Genomic DNA, 22,487 nt, shown 5'->3' with positions numbered 1-22,487 from the left:
CGTGATAAAAATCTTCTACCATAATACTATATTAATTGAAGAGGCACACTATGAACTGCCTCTTCATTATATATGTTTACTGCATCTTCTCAGGCAAGGCATGAATGGATTCTATGAGATCGTTGAGTTTACCCTCAATCCGGTGCAGCAAATAAAACGTCACCACAATCGGGAAGCCGACTTCTGTCACAAAAGATACCCATGTTTCCACTGTGTAACCTCCTCTCGGTTATTAATACTCCTTTACCAAAACAGACCAGTGGTACATCCACTGGTCGTGTTCTGCAAACAAACTATTTTCTCTTTTATAAAGATGCCGTGTTACGCCAATTCCACATCTACCACATTACGCTCAACTACTCGTGCGCTATGCTTTTGTAATAGATCTCCGCCTGATGATGTGAATGCGTTTTGTGTGATAATTTCATCCATCGCAGTATTTACTGCTATCGGATCAACTGGTTCGATCGGCTTGTCGAGTGAATACGTGACAATTTTACCAAGCTCGTTCAGGAATTTAAGCTCTAACCTTTTCATGATTTATCCTCCCTTCCTCGTTTATTTTGACTCCGATTCATTAAGCCTCCCTAAGTTCGGAACTGTCGTTACGTTGAACGTTGAATAATGGGCGTTCTTGCAAACTTGCAACTGCTTCTGCGATCGGTAACAATTGATCAGCAATTGCGTCTGTTTTTACATTGTTAAAGCTCTTTGTTTTGTAGATGGGCTTACCAGTTTCCATATCTTCACCATCATAAAGAACTAAACGTAGTGTTGAATTTATTTTATCTGCTACTGCCATGCTTCCCACCTCCTCTCACAACTACAATCGAACGGGAGATGGACTTGGGGGCATGTATGTTTATATTTTTTATGATATTTATTTAATGTACCTAACTTAAAAGTCAATTCGATTATAAATGTAAGAACATTTATCCTATCTACTACACAATCACTCAACTTTTCTGTAAGATAAATACAACGAGATTTATGAGGAGATAGTCCTATGATTAAACGAAATTATTCTAAAAAGAAATTATTCTTATACACTGGATTCACTTTACTTTTCTTCCTATCTATAGGAGTTGGATATACCTTAAACCTCTATAATAAAACCGAAGATATTGTAACTGATTCCCACCAGGAAGTTGGTCGAGATAATGAAATATCACAACTACGTGAGGAGGGTGTAGATCCAGTAGACCCTGTGGAAGACAATGTCTCTGTTCTTTTTATTGGAATTGATAATAGTGAAATTAGGGATTATGAGGATGGTAGTCGTTCTGATGCTTTATTACTAGCCACTTTTAATAAGGAAAAAAGCTCCGTTAAGCTATTAAGTATCCCTCGAGATTCTTACGTTTACGTGCCGGAGATCGGATACTTCACGAAAATTAATCATGCTCATTTTTATGGTGGTCCCAAAGCCACGATTGAAACAGTGGAAGAATTCTTTCATGTTCCTGTAGATTATTTTGTACGTGTCAATTTTGATGCGTTTATCGATGTGGTTGATTCGTTGGGCGGGATTACGTATGATGTTCCTTATGAAATGCAGGAAATGAATTCGGACGACACAGAAAATGCCATTCATCTGTACCCTGGTGCGCAAAACTTAACTGGTGAGGAAGCATTGGCATTAGCTCGCACAAGAAAATATGATAGTGACATTGAGCGAGGAGAAAGGCAGCAGGAAATCATTAAAACAATTGCAAAGAAAGCAACATCCGCTTCCTCCATCTTTAAATTAGAGGAGGTGATCGATGCAGTCGGTGCAAACATGAATACAAATCTAACTTTTAATGAAATGAAAAGCTTTTTATCCTATGGCTTGGATACAAATGTAAATATAGAAACTGTTAACCTTATTGGCGATGGCAAGTTCAAGGAGGATGACCTCTGGTATTTTGAAGTAGACGAATATAGTAGAAGTCAAGTTCAAACAGAGTTGCGTGAACATTTAAGTTTACCCAATACTATAAATGAAGCCTCTGACTTTGCCGATGGTGCTGAGGAAGATACACCATATTAATAAAGCTAGTTCCATAAAGGAACCAGCTCCGTTATTTTTTAACTATAATCCTCAACATGAATTCAAAAACTTTCAAAATTCGTTTAAAGCGGAGTGGCTGTTTTAGCAAACGATATAACCATTCTAAGTTTAATTTAATCCATTTTTCTGGAGCGCGTTGTACCTCTCCAGCAATCACATCAAAGCTTCCGCCTACTCCCATAAATAATCCTTTCGGAAATTTATTACTATGCTTTGCAATCCATTCTTCCTGACGAGGTAATCCTAGCGCTACGAAAACAATATCAGGGTTTTGTGCTTTTATATTTTCAGCAATACTAGAATCATGAATATCAAAAAAACCATGATGCGAACCAGCAATTGTAATATTTGGGTATTGTTGTTCCACTTCAACTATAGTTTTGTTAATTACATTGTCTTTTGCACCTAAGAAATAACATCGAAGACCTTCGTCATTAGCATGCTTCAATAGATCAAGCATTAGTTCATATCCAGGAATCCTCTCTTGCAGTGGCTCTTTTTTATATTTTGCTGCAAGAAGGATCCCCGCTCCGTCTGGTACAATATAATCTGCTGATTGTACAGCTTGCTTATACCCATGATCTTCTCTTGCTTTCATAACAATCTCGGGATTGGCTGTCACAACAAAACTCTTTTGTTGTCTGTTCAGCCGCGGGAAGAGTTCATCATATAAAAAATCTTTCTTTGTTACATTCAAAAACGTTATATCCATAATAGTAACGGTATTTTTTATATCCATAATATGTTGTAACCTCTTTCTAATGACTGAAACTTTTTAGTAACTCATTCGTCTAATTATTATGTGACTACTATTTTTTATAAAATGTAATAAAATTTTAATGTACGAAAGTGCCTATTCATAGTAAAATTAAGATTAGTGCTTTTAAAACGTATCATCGAAAATATGATATCATTAAATGTTGATTTTTCATATATCCAATTCATTTTTAATAGATTAATAACAACGATTTAAAATAAAGGGGAATATTTATGTCTGATAATGAAACACCAAACTCACGCATTGTAAGGAAAAGTAAAAAACGTAAGAAAAAACGGATTGTCTTATTTATATTGATTCCAATTTTAATTGCATTTCTTTCGGTAGCATCCTATGCTGCATATTTATATACTAAAGCTGACTCAGTCTTTTCGGAATCATATGAAGATGATGGTCGCGAAAAATCTGATTTACGTGAAGAAAAAGTTGATCCAACAGAAGATAATGTTTCCATTCTAATAATGGGAGTAGACGAAAGTGAGACACGAGGTAATGAAGGTAATGCGCTCTCCGATACGCTAATCCTTGCCACATTAAACAAGGAAGAAAACAGTGTAAATATGGTAAGCATTCCTCGTGACTCTTATGTTTATATTCCAGAAGTAGGCTACGAGACAAAAATCAATCACGCTCATTCATATGGCGGAACTGATGCAACAGTTGAGACAGTAGAAAATCTATTGGATATACCAGTTGACTATCATGTAAAAGTTAATTTTGACGCCTTTATTGATGTAGTCGATGCTATAAATGGAATAAATGTGGAAGTACCATACGAATTATATGAACAAAATTCAGAAGACGTAGCTGGAGCTATTCATTTATTACCTGGCGAACAGGATCTAAATGGTGAAGAAGCGCTTGCCTTAGCAAGAACCAGAAAGTTAGATAATGATATTGAACGTGGAAAAAGGCAACAGGAAATTATTAAGTCTGTTGTGAAAAAGTCAATTTCGCTTGGTTCTGTATTCAAATATGATAATATAATTGATGCTGTCGGTGATAACATGACAACAAACATGACATTCGATGAAATGAAAAGCTTTGTATCGTATGGATCAAGTAGTAGCAATCTAGACTTCGAAACACATACACTTGAAGGGTATGATTACCAGCCTGGTAATACGTACTACTATCAATTAGATGAAGTTGCACTAAGTGAGACAAAAAGCTTATTAAAAAGTCATTTAGAAATTGAAGACGAATCAAGTGTTGCTAGTGATTCCAATAACTCGAGTCAAACAACCACTTCTTCTCCAAATAACGATAATAACTCTTACTAAAATTAAAGCTGCCAACCCCATTTTCAGGGTTAGCAGCTTTTTAGTTATGATTTTTGCCTAAGACCTTTAACAAATTTTGTTATTGGTTTATAGTCACTATTTATCATTTCCAAGTTTTCAATCAAAATCTGTACCGCAAATAAAGAAATCGCAAGAATCACAATGGATCCCCAAATAGTTGTCATGGAAAATAATATAGCAGCTACACTAAACATAGCGCTTAACGTGTAAATAAATAACACGGTTTGTTTATGTGAGAATCCAGACTTTACTAAGCGATGGTGCAGGTGGGAACTATCAGGACTTGATAATGGTTGTTTGTTAATATATCTGCGTACGATTGCAATTAATGTATCCGATATGGGTACTCCCAAAATAAAGATAGGAATAACAAATGAAATAATCGTTACATTTTTAAACCCAAGCAGTGCCAGAACAGAGATCATGTACCCTAAGAATAACGCCCCTGTATCACCCATAAATATTTTGGCAGGATAAAAATTATAACGTAAGAATCCTAGTGTACTGAATAGTAATATTAATGCAATTGTCGTTACATATACGTCCCCAATAATGACAGCCATTCCGATAATGGTAAATAAGGCAATGGACGATACACCTGCAGCAAGCCCATCCAGCCCATCAATTAAGTTAATAGCATTTGTAATCCCTACTATCCACAGAACGGTTACAAGTGTACTTAAAAAACCAAATTGCAATTGTCCACCGAATGGCAAGTTAATAAATTCAACTTGTAATCCACCCCAAAAAACGACCAATACAGCAGCAGCTATTTGTATTAGAAACTTTAATTTAGCTGATAAATCAAATAAGTCATCCATTAAACCAAGCGTAATAATTAGAAACGCCCCGCAAACAATAGCTAAATGATACTCACTTGATGGCTGTAGAATCAGCAACCCAATAAGGAAACTAATGAAAATGGCTAATCCGCCTAAAGTCGGAATTGGATCTGTATGTACTTTTCGGTTATTTGGTTTGTCTGTCGCATTTAATTTTTTAGCATATTTTATAACTACCGGAGTAATGATTAATGAAATTAATAATGTCAAAAAGGCTAAAATAACTATATTTAACACTTAGCCACCTCATTTCCTTATGTTCTACTTACGCTTATACTACTTAAACCATTGTAAATGTTTTGAACAAAACTCTCCAATACTAATTTACCGCCTAAAGTTAGCATCCTCTTATTTATTAAAAAAATTCTAGCTGACAGTAAATAAAGTTGGATATATGTTATTATCTAATTATCTAAAACGTTTATATAGGAGTGAATGTCATTTGGTTTTAAACTTCGCCCACCGAGGGTCGCTTACAGAAGCTCCCGAAAACACGATACCTGCATTTAAAAAAGCGCTTGGACATGGTGCAAGAGCACTTGAATTAGACGTGCAATTAACTAAAGATAATTATCTGGTGGTTTGTCATGATCACAGACTTTCCCGATTTAATAAGAATGTTGATGGACTGATTAGGGATTTTACATTAGATGAAATAAAACAAATAGAAGTAGGATCATCTTTTAGTGATAAATTTATGGGAGTAACCCTTCCAACACTAGAAGAAGTACTAGAAATTTGTCCTTCTGAGGTTTTATTAAATATTGAAATTAAGAACATCCCGGTAATCTATGATGGAATTGAAAAAATTCTAATAAATCGCCTGGAATACCATAATCGCTTAGATCATATAATTATCTCTTCTTTTGATCATATCGCACTAAAGAAAGTACAGGAAATTGCACCAGATATGGAACTGGGGATGCTGTTTTATTATCGAATAATAAATACATGGGAGTATGCAAGAGACAGTGGCTTAAGAATTAGTAGTATTCATCCAAACAATGTCTATACGAACAAAGCTTTTGTAGAAAACTGTAAAGCTCTAGGCTATAAAGTTTTCCCATATACTGTGAATAATAACGAAAGATATGAAGAATTAATAGGTTATGGAGTGGATGGGGTATTCTCAAATAATCCAACCTTATTTGTACAACAGTAAAAAGCCTTCTCTAAAAAGGCTTTTTACTGTTCAAAGATATGTTCAACAATTCGCTCCGATGCCTTACCATCTTGATAATCAAAAAAACGATCCCTGAACCGATTAATTTCACGCTTTTCAAAAGAACTTTCACTAATAACTTTAACCAATAATTCTGTATTTGTAACAATCGGCCCAGGAATTATATCTTCATAAGAATAGTAAAAGTCACGTTCCCGCCTATATTGTTTTAAATCATATGGATAAAATATCATTGGTTTATTAAGCAAACTGTAATCAAAGAAAACAGTGGAATAATCTGTGACCAATATGTCTGCTAATGCTAGAAATTCTTGAATCGTGTATGTATTATGAATAAGGTATGTAAAGCCATCTGCATCTATTTCTAGTTCAGACTGCATATAAGGATGTAAGTGAATCAATAATGCATATTCGTCTTTCAAGTTAGCGCTCATATACTTTACGTCAAACGGTAATTTAAATGATTCCTGATAGTGGCTCTTCCCACGGAATGTTGGTGCATATAATAATAGTTTTTTATCTTTGAGTTCTGGGTAGGCTTCATAGAAACTTAAGTATAATTCTTCAATAGTTCCTTCATCAAAAAAATAATCTGTCCTTGGTATTCCTAATGGATAAATTTTTTCTTTTTGCATCCCAAATGCCTCTGCAAAAAACGGAATGACTTCACTTGAACTTACATATGCCTTTGTATAGTTCCCATGAATGTTTACATGATTTAAATAAGCGTGGCTAGGTCCAAACGGTTTTCCAACTGTACTTAAGCCAAACTTCTTGAGCGCTCCAGCACTGTGCCATAATTGAATAACATCCATTCCCCGTCTTGGTTTTATTACATAAATAGGAAAATAGTAATCATCAATTATAAAATAACGAGATGATGCTAAATGAAAGCATGCCTTTATCATATGAATAATGTAACTAACCTTTCCTAATAATGTACTATTAAACTTCTTAAAAATATAACAACGGTTATAGGATGGATAATTTCGAACAATTTCTTCATTAACATAAGCCAGGTTATCCTTAATAGTATTGGACCGATAGGATGCAAACGTAACTTTATTTGGGTTTATTTTAAAAACTAAACAAAACAAACTATATGAAATAATTAATAGATATTTTACTAGTAAAGTAGGTATTAGCTTTAATTTCTTCATCATTTTACCTACCTTTCTATTAAATTTAAAGAAAATGATTATAAATGTAATTCACCTGTTTTTCTAGTACTTCCTTTTGATTCTCTGCAGAGTAAAAAACATCTAACACACGTTTTCTTTCTTCCTCATATAAATTCGGTTCTTCCATTAAATTTTCTATCCCCTGAAGTAGCTCAGCAAATTCTTTCACTTTTGGCCCAGGCGTTACATCAAAGTAACTAAAGTACATCTCATTAGATTTTTGCAAATAGACATCCAAATCATAACTATAAAACAGCACAGGTCTATTCAATAATAAGTAATCTGTATAGCAACTGGAATAATCGGTCACTAACATATCCGTGTATTTTAATAATAACTGAGGATCATAAGATTCTTCACTAATATCTATAATATGCTCATATGTAGTTGGAACTTGTCCACTACTATACATATGGCGTTTCACCAAAAAATTAAAACCAGTGTCGGAACATAATTTGTTTAACTTCTGAAAGTCAAACAACAGATTAATATCTGTTTCGAGCTTACCAAATTTTCGATGTGTAGGCATATACATAATAATTTTTCCGTTTCTTATCCACTCTGGAATAGCCAAATCTTCATTTGTATTTTTAAAAAACACATCATTTCTAGCTTGCCCTAGCTCTAATATATTTTCTTTAGGTACTATAAACGTTTCTGGGTAGTAGGAGGATACATCTTCACTCGTAGAAACAACATAATTAATTTTAGCTTGGTTTGTTTTAACAACAAACTTTCCAAAGAAATGCTTCAAAAGGTTTTTTTCATGTAATATTTTATAGGAAAAAGTACTTTTATTAGCTCCCCATACTTTTTTCAAACCCACACCATGCCATGTATTATATGAAATAGCTCCTCCTAAAAACGATTTGCTAAAATCATCATTAATAGAATGAGAATGAATGACTAATTTAGCACGTAATTGAGCATAAATACCTTTTAAAGAGTGAAGTTTATATGCTGTATATCCCTTGTTTACCAAATCTTTAACAACTTGATTATTTCTTGATATCCATACACATTTAAGCTTTTCATCTTCCACCATTTGTAAAAACAAATATTTTGAATTCCCACGAAAGCCTTGTCCATTTTCTCCGCCAAATACTACAAGTTTGCTAGACTTTGGAACTAGCTTTGACAAAAAATGTATTATTACTACCAATGTACGTTTACTTATTAATCTAATCTTTTTAATTAGTGAGGCATTAACAGAAATTAAAATTAAGATTAACAGAATTACTATTAGAATATCCACTTGTTCACTACTCATAGGATCGCCTCTTACTTATATTATGTTGTTTGTTTAGAAGGCTGCTTCTTTTGGTTTTTCTTTACCTGTTTTCGCACGACAATGTTCTGCCCATCCAAACATACTCCGTTATCAGATAATAATTGGCCTACAACTTCCCCTACATGTTCAGGCTGCATAATAGTATTTGGATCCTCATCAGGAGCTAATACTTTTCTCAATTCAGTAGCACACCTCCCAGGGGAAATACAATACACTAATATACCATATTCAGATAATTCTTCTGATAACGTTTGGGACATGTTAATGATAGCGGCCTTTGATGAAGCATATGCTAACCAACCGGGTCGTGCCGAACCACCCGCAGTAGAAGCTACATTCAAGATTTTTCCACCTGTTATTTTCATGAATTTAACAGTTTCCTTTGTAATATTAAAAATCGAGTGTACATTTATCTGATAGGTTTTATCCCAATCCTTGATAGACGTTTCCAGAATAGATTTAGGATTAGCATACCCTGCAACATTAATAAGCATATCTATCGTACCATATTCCAAACCAATTTCGTGTACCAGATCCTTAACTGCTTCATAATGTGTTAGATCCAAAGCAAAATAAGTTATATGTTTTTCAGAATTCATCTGTTTAGCTGTTTCCTCTAGTCCCGACTCTGTTCTAGAGATTAAAACAAAGTTGGAAATGTCATCTCGGATACTCATCGAAACCGCAATCGCTCTTCCTATTCCACGACTCGCCCCAGTGATAATACACGTTTTTGACATTAATAATCCTCCATTAAAATAGATTCTTTATAAATAGCCTCTGCAATTTTCCGATCAATCTGTCTAGTGATCTTAATATTATACTCATTACCTTTTAATATTTGAATATTCGATTCATAATAATGAAAATAAAGACTTGCATCCTCAGTGAAGTTTAACTTGTCCTCACGAGCACATTCGTGTGCATACCGAAGTTTCATAACGTTATATTTGTGAGGTAGTTGAACATTGACTAACTGGTTTCGTTCCAGATTACCTTCTACTTTTGTTTTCCCTTTTAGGACGGTAAAGGGAATGTCAATACCAAAAATAGCGCTTTCATTTTTAGCATTTATTAATGTTTTGAATTCTTCCTGTGAGACAAAAGGGCGAACCGCCTCATGAATAACTGTATGTTCGTATTCTGCTTCAAGCAATCCATTATAAACTGATTCCTGTCTGCTTTTCCCACCTTCTATGCAATTAATAGGTGTAGAGAATCCGTAATCGTTAATAATATCTTGAGTTTTAGAAATGAATTCTGTTGGACATGGAATAATAATTTCTTTTATCGAATCAATATTGTCTACTTTTTCTAGAACATGAATAAAAATCGGCTTACCCGCTAACAACAGGAACTGTTTAGGAATATTCACCTGCATGCGTTTTCCAATTCCGCCAGATAATAATATAAAGCTATAATTATTCATAACTACCCCCCACATATATAAATATTGGTTTCATTATACTACTATGCTTAGTGATTATATACATGAACTTATCGACAAGTTATGCAGTAAAATAGCGTATTATTAATATTTATGTTTAAAAAAATCACTATTTCAAATATAAAAAAGACTATTCCATAATCAATAGAATAGTCCTAGTATTTTTTCAATACAGCATTGTTTACATTCGTACTTTTTCTCGTTTCTTTAGTGCATCCTCTTTATACTTAATTCTTTCCTTTTTGGTCATATCCTTATATTGCTTCAAAAAGTCCTCATACTTTGGTATTACCTCTTCAACTGTACCAAAGTCTTTCACCGTGCCAAACTCCAACCATAGGATTTTTTCACAAAATTGCTTCATTTGCCCAATTGAGTGACTCACAAATATCATTGTTTTTCCTTTTTCTTTAAACTCTCTCATCTTATCTAAACTTTTTTCAGCAAAGGCTTTGTCCCCTACTGAAAGTGCTTCGTCAATAATTAATATATCTGGGTTAACGTTAACTGAAATTGCGAAGCCCAACCGTGACTTCATTCCACTTGAATACGATTTAACAGGTTGATCAATAAATTCACCTAATTCGGAGAACTCAATAATACCTGGTTCAAGTGTGTTGATTTCCGCTTTACTGAATCCCAACATTAAACATTTTAATTCAATGTTATCTCTTCCAGTTAAATCTCCTTTAAGCCCAGAAGCAACAGCAATCAATGAAGCCTGCCCATTAACCTTTACGGAGCCTGAAGTCTCAGGTACGATACCAGCAATAATATTAGACAAGGTAGACTTCCCAGATCCATTTATTCCGACAAATCCAACAACGTCTCCTTTTTCAGCCTCAAAGCCAACGTTTGTGAGGGCATAAAAATCCTTACCATAATTCCTTGGAGTCACAAGATCTAATATTCGCTCCTTTGTTCCGTTATATAACTTATATTTTTTCGTAACATTTTTAGCTATTATTGCTTTTTCCATCATTATCACAAGCCTTTATAAGTAATCAATGAAGTGTCTTCTAAACTTCACATGTAGAATCGATCCGATAAGGAATAATACAAGTACTAAACCCCAAAAATATAGTGTATATTCCCAATGATCTATGAAGTACCAGTCAAGTCCAAATAATGCCGACCGGTACCCTTCTATTAAATAGTAAAGCGGGTTAGCCTTCAATATTGTTGGTAATGGATCTGCTAATATTGTGATTTGCCACAGTATAGGCGATAAATACAAAAGCATTCTAAGGGTCGCATTTAAGAACATGTGCACATCCCTTATAATAGTTGAGAGTGTGGAAGTTATAAGTGATATGGCAAATAACAAACAAAAAGTAGCAAAGATAAAATATAACAACTGAAGATAGTAAATGTTTATATAATACCCTGTAAAGTTAAATATAATTATTGTAATTGTTAGCATAATTAAGTGAATATAAAATTGTGAAAAAATCACAAAGTTTGGTATTACACTCATTGGGAAATTCATTTTAGATAGCATCCGCAACCTGGAATAAATCGACTTAGAGCCTTGAATAGTTGACTGGTAGAAGAAAATCCATAAAATAAAACCAGCTAATAGCCAATTAATAAATGGTACAGCATCCATTCCTGGTGCTATATCTACGTCATTTCTTTGACGAATACTACCAAATACGAACCAATAAATTAGGATTTGAATCAAAGGGTTTATAAGTTCCCATGCCATACCTAAATAATTACTTCGGTTTTTGCTCTTCAGTTCATACAATGACAACCTTCGTATTAAATAAAAATGTTCTATTTGTTCTTTTACAATTTTGATTGCAGATTTCATAAATATATCCTTTCAATACATAATACGCTTTTAAATTATACAAGCATTTTTCATAAAAAACAATAAGACTTACCCATATAGGAATAAGCCTAATATTTTATCAATTAATTGAACACCTCGTCAACAACTCGTTCACTTGCATTGCCATCTTCTAAATAGCAAAAACTTTTATAAAAGTCCTCAATTTTAGCTGAAGGTTGAAAGCCATTTTCATTAATATCTAGGACTTCATTTATAATATCTTCCGTTTTTTTAACGAATGGACCAGGGGCTTTTTCTTCAAAGTCAAAATAAAACCCACGTAGATTGTCTCGATAATCCTCTATATCATATACGAAAAAAAGCATAGGTCGTTTCAAATTTGCATAATCAAAAAACACAGATGAATAGTCTGTAATTAAAATATCAGATATTAAATATAACTCTCTAATATCAGTGTGGTATGATAAATCAAATACAAATCCCTCATACCCATTCAGGTCTATATTTTCTGCTACTAAATAATGAAGTCTTAGCAGGATTATATACTCATCCCCTAATGATGTGTATAGCTTATCCAAATCCAATTGCAATTCAAATTTATACTTTCCTACAGCATAAAACTGATTGTCTCTCCATGTAGGTGCATATAAAATAATCTTTTTGTCAACAGGTATATTGCACTGCTTTTTTAGGTTTGTAATTGTCACATCATTATTTGAATTTATAATAAAATCATTTCTTGGATATCCTGACTCTATTACATCCTTTTTGAAACCAAATGCTCTTCTAAATATTTTTGTGGAATACGCATTAGGGGATACTAAATAATCCCACTTACTTGCTTCATAATGAAAATTTTTTTTGTATTTAACCGTATCCGTGCCAGGCATAAGTACTTCTTCGATATCTGAACCCAATTTCTTTAAAGGTGTACCGTGCCAAGTTTGTATATATTTAGTATGTTTTGGTTTTGGAAACCATAAAGGGAGTCTACTGTTAGTTATCCAATAGGCTGCCCTGGGCATCATTAGTAGCCATTTAACAGAAAATCTTCTAATAAACTTAACGTTTTGGCTTTCAAATAATTTAGTATTTCTTCTATCCGCACTCCAATACATCTTATATTGTTTGCGGTTTTCTAGCATATATTCATAGATTGCTCGTGGGTTATCACTATACTGCTTACCATGAAAACTTTCAAAAATAACTAGCTTTTTATCCACTGGCAAGAAACCAATGATACGAAAAGCATACCTGTAAAATTTAGATACTAATTTTATCTGTCTAACTCTTTTTATAATAGATATAATTAACTTCATTTAACGTGTTACCCCTTTAAAAAACACAAGTTATTCTTGAATATTTGAACGCACAGCTTTATATATGCGTTCACTATTTGATCTGTCTTGATACTTTATTATATTAGAAATATCAACATCATAGTTATCAAAATTATGTTTTAATCTGTCTTCTATAAGGTCTATCATCCCTTCTTCTGTATTAGCCACTCTACCTATAAATGTTTCTTCTACAGGTCTTAAGATGCCTTTTCTGAAAAACCGCTTTACATCAAAATGATAATAAATAACTGGTTTATTCAACAACAGGAAATCAAAGCTAACACTACTAAAGTCGGTTATAAGCAATGCATGATTAATTAAAAGTTCTTGAACACTATACTTACCTAAGGGGATAAACTTTATCCTGTTGTTTAAAGTCGATGACTCTTTCTGGAAATAATCCTGCGCACGATAGTGAGGGTAAAAGTTTAAATTCACATTATATTCATCCAATAAATTTAATAATCTTTCGTTATTAATTAGATTAGAATACGCCGTATAATATTCACTATCCAAAAAATGTTGATCCGTATTTATCCAATCTCTCCATGTAGGCATTAGTAAGATATTTTTTGGTTTTTCAAATTGATCTAAATTATCGAACCTAGCTAATCCAGTTACAACTACTTCATCTTTATCATAACCTAATTTTTCCATAACTACTTCATATTTTTCCGGGTCACTACTAACAATAAATAAATCAAAAGGTAATTCGTAATATTTTTTATGGTACTCAACATTTTTCCTGCCCAATACTCCATGCTGAAGAAATACTTTATACGTATTTTCATAATGGAAAAAACCTTTGGCAGGCTTATAAGGAAGAATGTTTTCTAAATCATGGGTCCCCAATAAGACTTTTGCCTTAAAAGCGATATCATAATGTTTCTGGGATCCGAATTCCAACACATTAGGGTTATCTTTAAGTTTTTCATACTCAGGTGAATCACCTTCAATAACATAATAAGATTCTACGTTTGTATTTTCCTGTAACCAATTAAATAATACAATACCATTATCTTGAGCAGTATTATACCTTTCTCCTAACAACCAAATATTACCGTCCTTTACAGAAGTGTCTTTGGGTACCACAATATTACTTGGAATCGAAAATGTCTCGATTTTTAAGTTATTGAAAGGTGTTGTTGTAATTAGAAAATGATGTTTATTTAAATCATTATCTTCAATTGACATATAGTCATAGTAATTGTCCTTTTTATAGTTCGAAAATTTGTATTTTATTTTTTCCTTTCTTATTATTTCTTTTTCTTTATTTAAAACTACAACATAAAAATCAAAAATTGTTTTATCTTTACTTTTTAATTTTATTAAATTTAGTGAGTTTAAATCTATGTTGAAACTCCCTTCTATTGGAACCTTTATAGCTTCTTGTGAATTTCTTTCTTCAATATACAAATATGCGTCACAATTGATAAAATTTAATGTTGAACCTAGCGTACCACTTACATTAAATTTATCTATTTTTGTAATCATCTTCTTTAATCTTGGTTCACTCACCTTTATTCCAAGTGAAAAATCCTTGCGTTTATAAAATGACAAAGATACTATTTGAGAGCGAATCGTTTCCTCAAAAGATGTACTGTCACCTGCTATAGACGCACCGTTTAGATTAATTTGATATTTAAACGACTTTTCCCCAGATTGAACTACAAAAAAGCGTTTATTCGAAAGTACTTCATAAATATCTTTTAAAGGGACCTTAGCAACTAACCCTTGAGAATCCTTCATTAAGGAATAAAAAAACTCTTCATTACTTTTAGTATCATTCATCACTAGTTCGTATTCTAAATTTTCATTTATATTCGTTGGTTGTATCTGAACTGTTACTTGATCATTTGAAAACCTATCTATGTTAATAGAACTACTATCAAGTTTATGTGGCTTCAAATTCAAATAGAGATTATTATACTTATTCACTATTTCAACTTTATGATTATAAGTATTAAATGCTTCTTTTTGTTCATTCTTATTACTAATTGGGTGTAACACCCCATCTACAACAAGAAATAGTTGCCACAAACCAATTGAAAGAATGGAAAAGTCATAAGCTTCAACGATGTTATTATTAAAAAAACCTTCAATTACTCTTACTTTACTATTCTGAAAAGCATGAATTTCTATTTTTTTATTATCATTAACCAGTGGAGGATGCTCTAATCTAAACTGCAACGAATTATAATCTGTTGTTATATTATCAGAAAGTAACCTTTCTTTGCTGAATTCAAATTCAGGAAATTGACTTCTAAGTATTATATTTTTTTTAACCATTATACCAAAATATTTTTTTCCAGCTATAATAGATTCAGAATTATACTCAAAATTTTCTGATGGTTTTATCCACATTAAATTATTATTTATATAAATTTTAATTGTAGCTTTAGAATCAGTGGTATATAGGAAATTTTTTGGTACTCTTGCTACTAGAACACTCTTATTTCTTTTAAACGGCAAGGTTTGAGTGTTTTCACTATTGGTAAATTCAATTGTTACTTTTCTTTTTAATCCCCAGAAATTACCAAGCTTTAGTTTAAACTCCAAAAAGTCACTATGGTTTGTGGATTCGTATAACGTTACTTTTTTTACTAATCGTTTTTTAATTCTCTTTAATAGCTTCCTTAGTTTCACGTCCATTCTCTCCTAGCATGTATGTTTAAATTATTGTGCAAGAATATTTTCTAAGCAAACAACCCATTACCCTCATCATATTCTACCCACTTATTATAATACATAGTCAATAATTTATCTGTTGTGTCATTAAAAATTATTTAAGCTGTAATATTAAATAGCTTATTTGAACTAGTGATAAACACTATTAACTTACACCACCTAATAAAATAGACTCATAGATACTTGAACTTAATTAGTATTAATGGATTAGAAACACTTAATAAAACCGACATAATTAGATATTAAGCAGCATTTTATCACAGAATACAAGTTTTTTTACAAGAAACTATTAACATTTTCGCCAATTATTGCGATAATAGAGTTGTTAAATTTTATTTAAGAGAGAGGAGTTTTTTTCGTCAACAATGAAAGGTCATCAGAATACACAAAAGGGAGGGATATGTTTAATTGAGAAAATCTCAACATAGAACATTTCAAATAATCAGTTGCTTCTTACTGCTAGTTCTCATAGTATCAATCCTACCATTTAACACGAATACAATACATGCAGCTGGTTCTTTACAAGGTGTTGCTTTAAAGAGTCCAACAAACGTATACGAAAACACTTCAACGAATTCGAATGTACTAAAGGATTACCAAAAAGGTACTATACTAAAATATGATTCTTATAACTCTTCTTGGTATAGTGCAACTGTATATACTAATGGTGGTTGGAAAAAAGGGTTTATTAACAAGTCCGATGTAGACACTGCTACAAGTAAACAAACTAACTTAGAAGGTGTTGCTTTAAAAAGCCCTACAACAATCTATGGTGAAGCTAATACAGATTCTAGAAAACTTAAATCGTATCGAAAAGGATCCATTTTGATTTATAAAACTTTTACAGATCAATGGTACGAAGCAACTGTTTATGCATACGGCAAATGGCGGACAGGATATATCCATAAAAGTCATGTGGACAATGCTGTCAAAGACCAAAGTAATGTTTCTGGAATAGGGTTAAAAAAACCAACAGTTGTGTATAAAGAGGCTTCAACAAATTCTCAAGAACTTAAGTCATATAACATAGGATCTAAACTGTACTACAGAACTTATTCTTCCGAATGGTATGAAGCCACCATTTATACGAATGGTACACCTAAAACTGGTTACATCCACAAATCACATGTAGATGGTGAATCACAACAGAATACTAGTTTCAAGGGAATAGCTCTTAGAGACTCTACTCATGTTCATTTAGAGGCCTCTACAGCTTCAAATGCATTAAAGTCATACCCTGCTGGCAGCATTCTATACTATCGCTCTTTTACTGAAAACTGGTTTAAGGCTACTGTGTACTTTAATGGTAAACCAAGAACTGGATATATCCATAGATCACATGTAGAAAATGCTGTTAAGGAACAAATTAATTTGAAGGGTATTGGATTAAAAAATTCAACTCCAATTTATTCAAGAGCTACAACTGGATCAAAAGCTCTTAAGTCTTATAATGCAGGGACAGTACTGCAATATAAAACATTTTCGAGTAACTGGTATGAAGCTACCGTTTACTTAAATGGTAAGGCAAAAACTGGTTATATTCACACGAACCACGTTGAAGGTATTTATGACACTCATAAAAAACTAGAGGGTAGAGCACTAAAAAAACCTACTAATATATATTCACTAGCTTCTAAGAGTTCAAGAGTACTAAAAGATTATGGTGAGGGTAGTATATTAAAGTTTAAAACCTTTTCGCCAAATTGGTATCAAGCTACTGTATACTTAAATGATAAGCCTAGGATTGGGTATATTCATCGTGAAGATGTAACTACTGAAGATGTAACAAATATAATAAATTACAGTTATGGGTTGGATAAAATGGTAGGCGCACAAATGAATGCCAATCCCCAAACTGATCTAACTGGTGGTAAAGGATGGCAACATGCATCCAAAAATCAGGTGCAATATTATACCCATCCTAATAACTTTGAAGAAGGTACAAAAGCTTATTTTCAGTTTTTAGATATTTCTCATTCTGCTGGATTAGATAAAAATGATGCAACAATATTAAATCAAAAGTTCTTAAATAACACAGGTACTCTTTCCGGAAGAGCACAAGCATTTATAAATGGTGGTAATAAGTATCATGTTAATGAACTTTATTTACTATCGCACGCATTATTGGAAACAGGTTATGGAGGTTCCACATTAGCAAAAGGTGTAAGCACTTGGACCAAGAGAACTTCTAGCGGAAACATTGTTAAGGACAAAAGTGGTAATCCTATTATAATGGACATATCGCCTAAAAAGGTTTATAACATGTATGGTATAGGAGCTTTTGATTCCTGTCCATACGACTGCGGAGCACAAAGAGCATATGATAACGGTTGGTTTGATCCTGAAACAGCAATCACAGAAGGTGCTGCCTTTGCATCAAAAAATTATATTAATAATGGGCAGAATACATTATATGAAATGAGATGGAATCCTGGACATTTAGAAAAGTATAATTATGCTTCTCATCAATACGCTTCTGATGTTGGGTGGGCAGTCAAACAAACCAATAAAATATATGACATGTATCAATCAGTAGCAAGTAATTTCACCTTGGTATTTGAAGTGCCACATTTTATTGGCCAACAAAATGCACCTAAGGGTAGTACAACATGGCAAGGTAGTTCATCAACTCTTGATTCTAAAGTTACTACTTATCCAGCTGGTGTGATTGGTGTAACAAACACTCAAACAGATTTGAATTTTAGAAGTACACCAAACTCTGCTGACAATGATAATATTATAGGAAGCATTCCTAATGGTTCTGAATTAGATATCCTTGGAACTAATGGCAGTTGGTATAACGTTAAATACAACAGTAAAACCGGGTGGGTTCATGGAGATTATGTTGTTTTATTAAACCTACTAAAATCTAAGGACACAGTGAATATCCGTAAAAGCCCACAAATATCGGATAATAAGTACGATGATCAACTAGAACAAGGTGATCTAGTTACTGCTGTATTAACAAACATGAATTTAGATAAAAAAGAAGCTGATGGTTACGTGTGGTATGAAATTTACTACGGTGACAATACAGCTTGGGTGAGCACTGGTCCCACCTCTAATTCAACAGAATATATGAATTTTGTAAAATAAATTCATACATTAACCAAATGCTACTAATCTAGCATTTGGTTTTTTATTATATATATAATTATATAAAATTTGCGATCAACTTCTCCATGGTAAGTAAATGTATCTTTATTTTGTCCATTTTTAATTGTATAATAGGATAGTATATTTTTAAGTAAATGAAAACTGTTTGTTAAATTACTGTAAAGGGAATATAGTATAATAAATTTATCGTCATATTTAATGGAGGTTGTTAAAATGAAAAAAGTAATAACATACGGAACTTTCGACTTGCTTCATACAGGCCATATAAATATATTACGTCGCGCAAAGGAAATTGGCGATTATTTAATTGTAGCAATTTCTTCTGATGAATTTAATGCAATAAAAAATAAAAAAGCATATTATAGCTTTGAACAACGGAAAGCTATACTTGAAGCTATACGTTATGTCGACGAAGTAATTCCCGAACATAACTGGGAACAAAAAATTGTTGACGTTCAGAAACATCAGATTGATATTTTCGTAATGGGAGACGATTGGAAAGGTAAATTTGACTTCTTAAAAGACTATTGTGAAGTTGTTTATTTACCAAGAACTGTCGGAATATCAACAACAAAAATTAAAACTGATTTGAATGAGGTTAACAATGGTTAGAGAATTTGCTATTATCGTGTACCTTTCTATTTTCCGAACACTCTTTAATATGTTTAAACTATTTCCCCAGAAGAAGAAAACAACTTTTGTTGCTTCGTTTGGGGATAATATTTTGTACACTATTAAGGAACTCGAAAAACAGACGGATGATCAAGTTGTTATTCTAAAATCCTCCCAATGTAGGCTAAGCTTTGAAGATTCATTGAGTAGAAGAGTTCTAGACTTTGAGACTGGTAATATAATAGATTGGATTCGGTCTATCTATCACCTAGCAACATCTGAAAAAATTATTGCTGATAATTATTACGGGTTTTTAGCTGTTACTGAATTTGATACCAACGTACAATGTATCCAACTTTGGCATGCTGCAGGAGCGGTTAAACAATTTGCATTAAAGGATCCATCGATTCAAAACCGTTCTTCACGTGCATATGAACGCTTCCAAAAGGTTTACCATCGATTTGATTCTGTTGTTGTTGGTTCTGAACGCATGGCATCTATTTTCCGTCAGAGCTTCAATATTTCAAATGATCGTATTTTACGGACTGGTATACCAAGAAGTGATTTCTTTTTTGATGGGATCGCTAAAAAAGAAGCCGAAAAATCATTACACGAGGATTTTCCAATTATTAATAAGAAGAAAGTTATTTTATATGCACCAACATACCGGGATAATGAGCTTAATAATACTGATTTAGAATTAGACATTGAAAAGATGTATCGTGAATTTAAGAATGAGTATGTACTATTTTTACGTCTTCACCCCGCAGTTGATGGGAAATATCAAAATAAGTTCCCTGGATTTGTTTTCAATGTTACAAGCTATCCTAGTATGAATCATTTATTAGTTGTATCAGATATTTTGATCTCTGACTACTCCTCTATTCCGTTTGAATTCTCGTTATTGAACAAGCCGATGGTGTTTTTTGTATATGACCTTGATGAGTATGCCAAGACAAGGGGATTTTGGGAGAATTATGAAGATCTTGTTCCCGGACCTGTTGTTGAAAATACAGAAGACCTCATCGACGTAGTAAAAAGTGAGAATTTTAATATGGAACAAGTGAAAGTATTTGCCGATCAATGGAATCAATATTCAAAAGGCTCCTCAAGTAAGCATTTAATAAATGCTTTATACACTGAAGAGGAACCATATAAAGTTGCAGATAAAGTATAACCAGAGTGTATAGTTATAACTGTACTCTCTGGTTTTTTCTACCTAAACTTATGGTTAACTTTTCATAAATATAGCATACTACTACATAACATAAACCTTATTTTATCACGGGGGTTTTATTTATGAAAAAAGTTATCACATATGGAACTTTTGATATTCTCCATACTGGACATATAAATTTATTACGCCGTGCCAAAAAGTACGGCAGCTATTTGATAGCTGCTATCTCCTCAGATAAATTTAATGCCTTAAAAGGCAAAGAGGCTTATTATACTTTCGAGCAACGTAAGACTATTCTTGAATCAATTCGATATGTTGATGAGGTGATTGCTGAAGATACATGGGAACAAAAATTAGAAGACGTAAAGAAATATGATATTGATATTCTTATAATGGGAGATGATTGGAAAGGCCAATTTGATTATTTAAAAGATTATTGTGAAGTGGTTTATTTACCTCGAACAATAGGAATATCTACTACAAAGATTAAGACAGATTTGAATAAAAATGGTTAGAGAAATTGTAATTACTTTATACCTTTTTGTCTTTCGCCTTTTTTTCAATATGTTTAAGTTACTTCCCCAAAAGAAGAAAACCACTTTTGTAGCTTCGTTTTGTACAAATGTTTTATTTACTATGAGAGAGTTGGAAAAATGTTCAGATGAAGATATCATTATTCTAAAAACCCACCAATGCTTTATTACTTTTGAAGATAACCCAAACAGGACGATTATAAAATTAAAAGCCCCACATATTATGGATTGGTTTCGATCTATTTATCATTTAGCTACTTCTCGTATGGTTTTTGTTGATAATTATTATGGTTTTTTAGCTGTGACTAAATTTAGGTCAGGTACCAAATGCATTCAATTATGGCACGCAGCCGGTGCGATCAAAAAGTTTGGACTAAAAGACCTGTCTATTGAGAACCGACATCCTAGGGCCTGTAAACGATTCAGGAAGGTTTATGGCCGATTTGACTTTGTTGTAGTTGGTTCCGAGAAGATGGCTGTTATTTTCCGAGAAAGCTTTGATTTATCTGCTAAGCGTATTTTACGAACTGGGATCCCTAGGACGGATTTCTTTTTTGATACTGTAGCAAAGCATGAAGCTGCAAAATTTTTAATACAGGAATTTCCCATTATCGGTGAAAAGAAGGTTATTTTATATGCTCCTACCTACCGTGATCATAGACTGCAAGCTGGTGATCTAAGACTTGATATCGAGAAAATGTACGAAGTGCTCAGCGATGAATATGTTTTATTCCTCAGTCTTCATCCAAAGGCTAGTGTGTCTATACAAAATGAGTATCCTGATTTTGTGTTTGACGCTTCCGGTGGTGTACACATAAACCATTTACTCGTTATTGCTGATGTTTTAATTTCAGATTACTCTTCTGTCCCATTTGAATTTTCGTTATTGAACAAACCTATGGTATTTTTTGCTTATGACTTAGAAGAGTATGCACAGAATAAAGGATTCTGGGAGGATTATGAGGAACTTGTTCCTGGACCTGTTGTAAAAACTACTGGAGAACTTATTGACGTTTTGAAGAATGGCGAATACCGTTTAGAGCAAGTTCGTGATTTTGCTAACGAATGGAACAAGTATTCAAACGGTAAATCAAGTAAACGTTTAATAAATACTTTATATAATAACACATAAAAATCCCTGTT

At 32.8% G+C, this 22,487-nt stretch carries 20 protein-coding genes and 1 pseudogene; 8 read left to right on the top strand and 13 right to left on the bottom strand.

Going from position 1 to position 22,487, the window contains the following annotated elements; all coding sequences use genetic code 11:
• Positions 1–76 precede the first annotated feature (76 nt).
• The 3 genes from ACFQ3N_RS01810 to ACFQ3N_RS01800 all read right to left on the bottom strand — a co-directional run bounded on the left by ACFQ3N_RS01810 (position 77) and on the right by ACFQ3N_RS01800 (position 802).
• Positions 77–211: a YvrJ family protein gene (locus ACFQ3N_RS01810; protein ID WP_390359000.1), complete on the bottom strand. Its 135-nt coding sequence runs from the start codon at positions 209–211 to the stop codon at positions 77–79.
• A gap of 110 nt (positions 212–321) precedes the next feature.
• Positions 322–537 carry a DUF2922 domain-containing protein gene (locus ACFQ3N_RS01805; protein ID WP_390358998.1) on the bottom strand — a complete coding sequence of 72 codons (216 nt, stop codon included), beginning with the start codon at positions 535–537 and terminating at the stop codon, positions 322–324.
• A gap of 40 nt (positions 538–577) precedes the next feature.
• Positions 578–802 carry a DUF1659 domain-containing protein gene (locus ACFQ3N_RS01800; protein WP_390358996.1) on the bottom strand — a complete coding sequence of 75 codons (225 nt, stop codon included), beginning with the start codon at positions 800–802 and terminating at the stop codon, positions 578–580.
• Positions 803–1,006: 204 nt separating this feature from the next.
• Here ACFQ3N_RS01800 and ACFQ3N_RS01795 point away from each other — a divergent pair, with 204 nt between their 5' ends.
• On the top strand, positions 1,007–2,032 hold the full coding sequence (locus tag ACFQ3N_RS01795; protein WP_390358994.1) for an LCP family protein: 1,026 nt from the start codon (positions 1,007–1,009) through the stop codon (positions 2,030–2,032).
• Between the two features lie 31 nt (positions 2,033–2,063).
• On the opposite strand, the gene ACFQ3N_RS01790 is transcribed toward ACFQ3N_RS01795, so the two are convergent.
• Entirely contained in the window at positions 2,064–2,792 is a 729-nt protein-coding gene (locus ACFQ3N_RS01790) for a WecB/TagA/CpsF family glycosyltransferase (protein WP_390358992.1), read from the bottom strand.
• A gap of 251 nt (positions 2,793–3,043) precedes the next feature.
• Between ACFQ3N_RS01790 and ACFQ3N_RS01785 the strand changes: the two genes are divergently transcribed.
• A complete protein-coding gene (locus ACFQ3N_RS01785; RefSeq protein WP_390358990.1) occupies positions 3,044–4,114 on the top strand; it encodes an LCP family protein in 1,071 nt (356 codons plus the stop codon).
• 44 nt (positions 4,115–4,158) lie between these two features.
• On the opposite strand, the gene ACFQ3N_RS01780 is transcribed toward ACFQ3N_RS01785, so the two are convergent.
• Positions 4,159–5,205: a glycosyltransferase family 4 protein gene (locus ACFQ3N_RS01780; protein ID WP_390359756.1), complete on the bottom strand. Its 1,047-nt coding sequence runs from the start codon at positions 5,203–5,205 to the stop codon at positions 4,159–4,161.
• Between the two features lie 214 nt (positions 5,206–5,419).
• Here ACFQ3N_RS01780 and ACFQ3N_RS01775 point away from each other — a divergent pair, with 214 nt between their 5' ends.
• Positions 5,420–6,139, top strand: a complete 720-nt coding sequence (locus tag ACFQ3N_RS01775) for a glycerophosphodiester phosphodiesterase (RefSeq protein ID WP_390358988.1) — start codon at positions 5,420–5,422, stop codon at positions 6,137–6,139.
• A gap of 23 nt (positions 6,140–6,162) precedes the next feature.
• Here ACFQ3N_RS01775 and ACFQ3N_RS01770 read toward each other — a convergent pair whose 3' ends face one another.
• From ACFQ3N_RS01770 to ACFQ3N_RS01735, 8 genes and pseudogenes are all read right to left on the bottom strand, one after another.
• A complete protein-coding gene (locus tag ACFQ3N_RS01770) occupies positions 6,163–7,320 on the bottom strand; it encodes a CDP-glycerol glycerophosphotransferase family protein (protein ID WP_390358986.1) in 1,158 nt (385 codons plus the stop codon).
• Positions 7,321–7,345: 25 nt separating this feature from the next.
• Positions 7,346–8,611 (bottom strand): CDP-glycerol glycerophosphotransferase family protein, encoded by a 1,266-nt coding sequence (locus tag ACFQ3N_RS01765; RefSeq protein ID WP_390358985.1) that lies wholly within the window; start codon positions 8,609–8,611, stop codon positions 7,346–7,348.
• Between the two features lie 20 nt (positions 8,612–8,631).
• A complete protein-coding gene (locus ACFQ3N_RS01760) occupies positions 8,632–9,372 on the bottom strand; it encodes an SDR family oxidoreductase (RefSeq protein ID WP_390358983.1) in 741 nt (246 codons plus the stop codon).
• Entirely contained in the window at positions 9,372–10,061 is a 690-nt protein-coding gene (locus tag ACFQ3N_RS01755; protein ID WP_390358981.1) for an IspD/TarI family cytidylyltransferase, read from the bottom strand. The genes ACFQ3N_RS01760 and ACFQ3N_RS01755 overlap by 1 nt, the downstream gene beginning before the upstream one ends.
• A 199-nt stretch (positions 10,062–10,260) precedes the next feature.
• Entirely contained in the window at positions 10,261–11,058 is a 798-nt protein-coding gene (gene tagH / locus ACFQ3N_RS01750; RefSeq protein ID WP_390358980.1) for a teichoic acids export ABC transporter ATP-binding subunit TagH, read from the bottom strand.
• A 15-nt stretch (positions 11,059–11,073) separates the two neighbouring features.
• Positions 11,074–11,895, bottom strand: a complete 822-nt coding sequence (locus ACFQ3N_RS01745; RefSeq protein ID WP_390358978.1) for an ABC transporter permease — start codon at positions 11,893–11,895, stop codon at positions 11,074–11,076.
• A gap of 104 nt (positions 11,896–11,999) precedes the next feature.
• Positions 12,000–13,193 (bottom strand): annotated as a pseudogene (locus ACFQ3N_RS01740) (CDP-glycerol glycerophosphotransferase family protein); the annotation flags it as partial.
• 33 nt (positions 13,194–13,226) lie between these two features.
• Entirely contained in the window at positions 13,227–15,863 is a 2,637-nt protein-coding gene (locus ACFQ3N_RS01735) for a CDP-glycerol glycerophosphotransferase family protein (RefSeq protein ID WP_390358976.1), read from the bottom strand.
• Between the two features lie 450 nt (positions 15,864–16,313).
• On the opposite strand from ACFQ3N_RS01735, the gene ACFQ3N_RS01730 reads away from it, so the two are divergent.
• The 5 genes from ACFQ3N_RS01730 to ACFQ3N_RS01710 all read left to right on the top strand — a co-directional run bounded on the left by ACFQ3N_RS01730 (position 16,314) and on the right by ACFQ3N_RS01710 (position 22,476).
• Positions 16,314–19,001: an SH3 domain-containing protein gene (locus ACFQ3N_RS01730; protein ID WP_390358975.1), complete on the top strand. Its 2,688-nt coding sequence runs from the start codon at positions 16,314–16,316 to the stop codon at positions 18,999–19,001.
• Between the two features lie 234 nt (positions 19,002–19,235).
• Positions 19,236–19,634, top strand: coding sequence for a glycerol-3-phosphate cytidylyltransferase (gene tagD / locus ACFQ3N_RS01725; protein WP_390359754.1), 399 nt, complete (start codon positions 19,236–19,238; stop codon positions 19,632–19,634).
• A complete protein-coding gene (locus ACFQ3N_RS01720; RefSeq protein WP_390358973.1) occupies positions 19,627–20,811 on the top strand; it encodes a CDP-glycerol glycerophosphotransferase family protein in 1,185 nt (394 codons plus the stop codon). Before tagD (ACFQ3N_RS01725) ends, ACFQ3N_RS01720 begins: the two co-directional genes overlap by 8 nt.
• 122 nt (positions 20,812–20,933) lie before the next feature.
• Positions 20,934–21,326, top strand: a complete 393-nt coding sequence (gene tagD, locus ACFQ3N_RS01715; RefSeq protein WP_390358971.1) for a glycerol-3-phosphate cytidylyltransferase — start codon at positions 20,934–20,936, stop codon at positions 21,324–21,326.
• On the top strand, positions 21,319–22,476 hold the full coding sequence (locus ACFQ3N_RS01710; RefSeq protein ID WP_390358969.1) for a CDP-glycerol glycerophosphotransferase family protein: 1,158 nt from the start codon (positions 21,319–21,321) through the stop codon (positions 22,474–22,476). Before tagD (ACFQ3N_RS01715) ends, ACFQ3N_RS01710 begins: the two co-directional genes overlap by 8 nt.
• Positions 22,477–22,487: the final 11 nt, after the last annotated feature.

The sequence above is a fragment of the Virgibacillus byunsanensis genome (genome assembly GCF_042675965.1).
Classification (GTDB): domain Bacteria; phylum Bacillota; class Bacilli; order Bacillales; family Amphibacillaceae; genus Virgibacillus_R; species Virgibacillus_R byunsanensis.
This window is presented reverse-complemented; position numbering and strand designations above follow the sequence as displayed.

Coding starts and splice junctions, on each gene's coding strand:
- ACFQ3N_RS01805 (WP_390358998.1), bottom strand. CDS start 537: ATGAAAAGGTTAGAGCTTAAATTCCTGAACGAGCTTGGTAAAATTGTC.
- ACFQ3N_RS01800 (WP_390358996.1), bottom strand. CDS start 802: ATGGCAGTAGCAGATAAAATAAATTCAACACTACGTTTAGTTCTTTAT.
- ACFQ3N_RS01795 (WP_390358994.1), top strand. CDS start 1,007: ATGATTAAACGAAATTATTCTAAAAAGAAATTATTCTTATACACTGGA.
- ACFQ3N_RS01790 (WP_390358992.1), bottom strand. CDS start 2,792: ATGGATATAAAAAATACCGTTACTATTATGGATATAACGTTTTTGAAT.
- ACFQ3N_RS01785 (WP_390358990.1), top strand. CDS start 3,044: ATGTCTGATAATGAAACACCAAACTCACGCATTGTAAGGAAAAGTAAA.
- ACFQ3N_RS01770 (WP_390358986.1), bottom strand. CDS start 7,320: ATGAAGAAATTAAAGCTAATACCTACTTTACTAGTAAAATATCTATTA.
- ACFQ3N_RS01765 (WP_390358985.1), bottom strand. CDS start 8,611: ATGAGTAGTGAACAAGTGGATATTCTAATAGTAATTCTGTTAATCTTA.
- ACFQ3N_RS01760 (WP_390358983.1), bottom strand. CDS start 9,372: ATGTCAAAAACGTGTATTATCACTGGGGCGAGTCGTGGAATAGGAAGA.
- ACFQ3N_RS01755 (WP_390358981.1), bottom strand. CDS start 10,061: ATGAATAATTATAGCTTTATATTATTATCTGGCGGAATTGGAAAACGC.
- tagH (WP_390358980.1), bottom strand. CDS start 11,058: ATGGAAAAAGCAATAATAGCTAAAAATGTTACGAAAAAATATAAGTTA.
- ACFQ3N_RS01745 (WP_390358978.1), bottom strand. CDS start 11,895: ATGAAATCTGCAATCAAAATTGTAAAAGAACAAATAGAACATTTTTAT.
- tagD (WP_390359754.1), top strand. CDS start 19,236: ATGAAAAAAGTAATAACATACGGAACTTTCGACTTGCTTCATACAGGC.
- ACFQ3N_RS01720 (WP_390358973.1), top strand. CDS start 19,627: ATGGTTAGAGAATTTGCTATTATCGTGTACCTTTCTATTTTCCGAACA.
- tagD (WP_390358971.1), top strand. CDS start 20,934: ATGAAAAAAGTTATCACATATGGAACTTTTGATATTCTCCATACTGGA.
- ACFQ3N_RS01710 (WP_390358969.1), top strand. CDS start 21,319: ATGGTTAGAGAAATTGTAATTACTTTATACCTTTTTGTCTTTCGCCTT.